This window comes from Streptomyces synnematoformans, from assembly GCF_039531005.1.
GTDB classification, from domain to species: domain Bacteria; phylum Actinomycetota; class Actinomycetes; order Streptomycetales; family Streptomycetaceae; genus Streptomyces; species Streptomyces synnematoformans.
The window spans coordinates 1-3,667 of the sequence record NZ_BAAAPF010000474.1 but is presented as its reverse complement, the minus strand read 5'-3'; the positions used below and the strand labels follow the sequence as shown (position 1 = coordinate 3,667).

General features: G+C 77.1%; 2 protein-coding genes. One reads left to right on the top strand and one right to left on the bottom strand.

Annotation, left to right across the window (positions count from 1 at the left end; all coding sequences use genetic code 11):
* Positions 1-777, top strand: a 777-nt coding sequence (locus ABD317_RS34620) for a 2-oxo acid dehydrogenase subunit E2 (protein WP_344295486.1), incomplete at its 5' end; no start/stop codon positions are given.
* Between the two features lie 98 nt (positions 778-875).
* Here ABD317_RS34620 and ABD317_RS34615 read toward each other — a convergent pair.
* Positions 876-3,667, bottom strand: a 2,792-nt coding sequence (locus ABD317_RS34615) for a WD40 repeat domain-containing protein (protein WP_425582520.1), incomplete at its 5' end; no start/stop codon positions are given.

Genomic DNA, 3,667 nt, shown 5'->3' with positions numbered 1-3,667 from the left:
CCCGCGGCGCCGTCGGCGGGCCGGCCCGCGGCGCCCGCGCTGGAGGCGTCGCCGCTGCGCGGCCAGACCGTGAAGATGCCGCGCATCCGCAAGCTCATCGGCGACAACATGATGCGCGCCCTGCACGACCAGGCCCAGCTGTCCACCGTGGTCGAGGTGGACGTCACCCGCATCATGCGGTTGCGGGCCCGGGCCAAGGACGCGTTCGCGCAGCGCGAGGGCGTGAAGCTCTCGCCGATGCCGTTCTTCGTCAAGGCCGCCGTCCAGGCGCTGAAGGCCCACCCGGTCGTCAACGCCCGCATCAACGAGGACGAGGGCACCATCAGCTACTTCGACACCGAGAACGTCGGTATCGCGGTGGACACGGAGAAGGGCCTGATGACCCCGGTCATCAAGGGCGCGGGCGACCTCAACATCGCCGGCATCGCCAGGAAGACGGCGGAGCTGGCGGACAAGGTCCGCAGCAACAAGATCACCCCGGACGAGGTCTCGGGCGCGACCTTCACCATCAGCAACACCGGCTCGCGCGGCGCGCTGTTCGACACGATCATCGTGCCGCCGAACCAGGTCGCCATCCTCGGCCTCGGTGCCACCGTCAAGCGTCCGACGGTCGTCGACCACCCGGAGCTGGGCGAGACGATCGCCGTGCGCCACATGACGTATCTGACGCTCTCCTACGACCACCGCCTGGTGGACGGCGCCGACGCCGCCCGCTACCTGGGGGCGGTCAAGGCCCTGCTGGAGGCGGGCGAGTTCGAGAGCGAGATCGGCCTGTGAGGCGAGCGGTCCGGTAGCCGCAGCCGTACGGCACGGCCGCGCCCCCGCCTCGGGCAGCAGCTCGGGCGGGGGCGCGGCCGTGTTCCGGGCCGGGCGGTTCAGCAGGTGTCGCGGTACTCCAGCCCCGGCAGGTACGCCTCCCAGTCGGCCCGGGACAGACCGCCGCCCGCGCGGACACACACCGCGCGCCGCGCCCGCTCCGGGTCCGCCGGGTACGCGCGCGCCGCGGTGTGCCGTCCGACGGCGTAGACCTCGCCGCCGTCGGGGCTGAAGGAGACGGCCAGCAGCTCGTCGCCGGCCGTCGGCAGGTTGCCGCCGAGCGCCTGGTTGGACGCGGTGTCCCACAGCCGCAGCGTCCCCGCGTGCCCGGCGACCGCGAGCGTGCGGCCGTCCGGCGAGAACGCCAGCGCCGTCGCCGGCTCCGCGGCGCCCGTCTGCACCCCCCGGTACGTGCCGGGCAGCGTCCCGAGGCGGCGCCGGCCCGCGCCGTCCCACAGCGTGACGCGGCCGGAGTCGTCGCCCGCGGCGAGGTAGCGGCCGTCGGGGCTGAACTCCACGGAGCGCACCCCGTCCTGCGCCAGCGGGCGCGGCGTGACCCGGCCGCGGCGCAGGCCGACGAGCTGGTCGTCGCCGGTGGCCAGCAGCCTGCCGCCGGGGTGCAGGGCGAGCGGGTCGCCGCCGGCGCCGCGCAGCCGCCGGACGCGTACGCCGCGGGAGACGTCCCACACCTCCAGGGTCTCCCGGCCGGGTATGCGGGAGAGGACGAGCTTGCCGCCGGGGCCGTAGGCGAGGCTGTTCAGCGGGTTCGCCCTCCCGGGGTCCGGGGTGACGTCGAGGGTGCGTACGGTCCGGCCGGTCCCGGTGTCCCACACCCGCACCCGCTCCGGCTCGTCGCCCAGGACGCTCGGCAGCGCGTACGCCAGCCGGCGCCCGTCCGGGCTGAACGCCATCAGCGGGATGCAGAAGTCCGCCACCGGGTCCAGGCCCCGCGGCACCCGGCACGGCAGCGGCGGCGGCCTCTTGGGCGCCCGGCCGTGGGGCGCGCCGCGCATGTCGTGCACCTCGAAGACGCCGCGCGACCCCGACCGGCGGGCGGTGACCAGCTTGCCGCCGTCCGGGCTGAACGCCGCGTCCTGCAGCCGCCGCTCGTGCCAGCCGGCGCCGGCGATCCCGGCCAGCCGTACCGTACGCACCACGCGCCCGGACAGGCCGCTGAGGTACCGCAGCTCGCCGTTGCCCGGTGTCAGCCGCAGCTCCGTGGCGTACTCGCTGACCAGCGGGTGGCGCAGCACGGGCGCCGAGGCGTCGGCGGTGCGCCAGACGACCAGCTCGTCCGGGCCCACGGCCGCGACGAGCGAGCCGTCCCGGCTGAACTCGATCTCGGACAGCCCCGCGCGCGCCACGTCCAGCCGCTCCCGCCCGGTCGCCACGTCCAGCACCCGTATCCCGGCGTCGTCCATGACGGCGAGCCCGCGGCTGTCCGGCGTGAACTCGATCGTCGCGCCGTCGGAGCGGCAGGCGCCGCGGGCGGCGGGGTACGCGCGCAGCCTGCGCTGCCGCTCACCGATGCGCCACACCTCCGGCAGGCCGCGCCGCGGGCACAGCGCGACGAGCCGGTCGTCGGGGCTGACGTGGCCGAGCCGGCCTCCGCCGTCGGTGCCCGTCTCGTAGGAGAAGAGCTTCCTGCGGTCGCGTATGTCCCAGACCGCGAAGCGGGTCCGCGCGCCGTCGAGGGACCAGCTGTGCGCGACGTACGTCCGGCCGCTGGGGCCGAACCGGCCGGTCGTGCCGGGGATCTCGGTGCGGCCGGGGCGCAGCCGGACGCCGCCGCCGTCGGCGGCGACGGCGAGCGTGCGGCCGTCCGGGGAGAGCTGGAAGTCGGACTCCTCGGCCGGCCGGCCGAGGCCGGGGCCGGCGTCGAGCCGGCGGTGCGCGGCGACGTCCCAGCGCTCGGTGCGGTCCCCGCCGACGGTCGTGACCGTGCGGCCGTCGGCGCTGAGGAAGCGCTGCGCGCGCGGCTCGCCGGACTGCGGCAGCGCGAAGGAGTCGGACTCGCGCTGGTGCAGCGCGCCGAGCAGGGCGCCGCGGGTCTCCGGGGTGTCGGCGAGCCGCCAGGCGGCGACGCTGAGCTGCATGGCCCGTACCGGATCGGTGAAGCGCAGGCTCTCGGCGACGGCGGCGGCGCGGCGGGCCTCGGCGCGGCGGTGCTCGGCGTCGGCGGCGCGGTCCTGCTGCCAGGCGAACGAGCCGGCGACCAGGGCGAGGACGAGCAGCGCCACCAGCGTGGTGAGCAGCCCGCGGAACCGGCGCCGCTCGCGGCCGCGGGCGGCGGTGCTGGCGGCGAGGAACGCGGCCTCGCCGCCGGTCAGCTCCCCCGGCCGGTCGGCGAACAGCTCCTCGGCCTGCGCCAGCCGACTGCCCCGGTAGAGCGCGCCGGGGTCGCGGTCCAGCTCCTCCCAGCCGTGCGCGGCCTCGGTGAGCCGGCGCAGGGCGCGCATCCGCTCGCGGTCCTCCTCGATCCAGCCGTGCAGCCGGGGCCAGGCGGTGAGCAGCGCCTCGTGCGCGAGGTCGACGACGTCGTCGTCGAGGGTGAGCAGGCGGGCCGCGACGAGCCGTTCGAGTACGTGTCCGACGTCGGCGGAGGCGGCGGGGTCGGTGCGGTCGTGTGCTGGGCGCGTTGCGGGGGCGCCGGCGTGAGCCGCCGCGGGGTCGCTGTGCGCCGGTCGCGTTGCGGGGGCCTCGCCGGGGGCGGGCGGCTCGGCGGGGTCGCGTGTGCCGGACGGCGGTGCCGGCGGAGCGGAGGGGTTCCCCGACCCCGCCCCTTCCCGAAACTCGGGGGCTCTGCCCCCGAGACCCCCCGCGGGGTTCTGCCCCGGGACCCCGGCGGGGC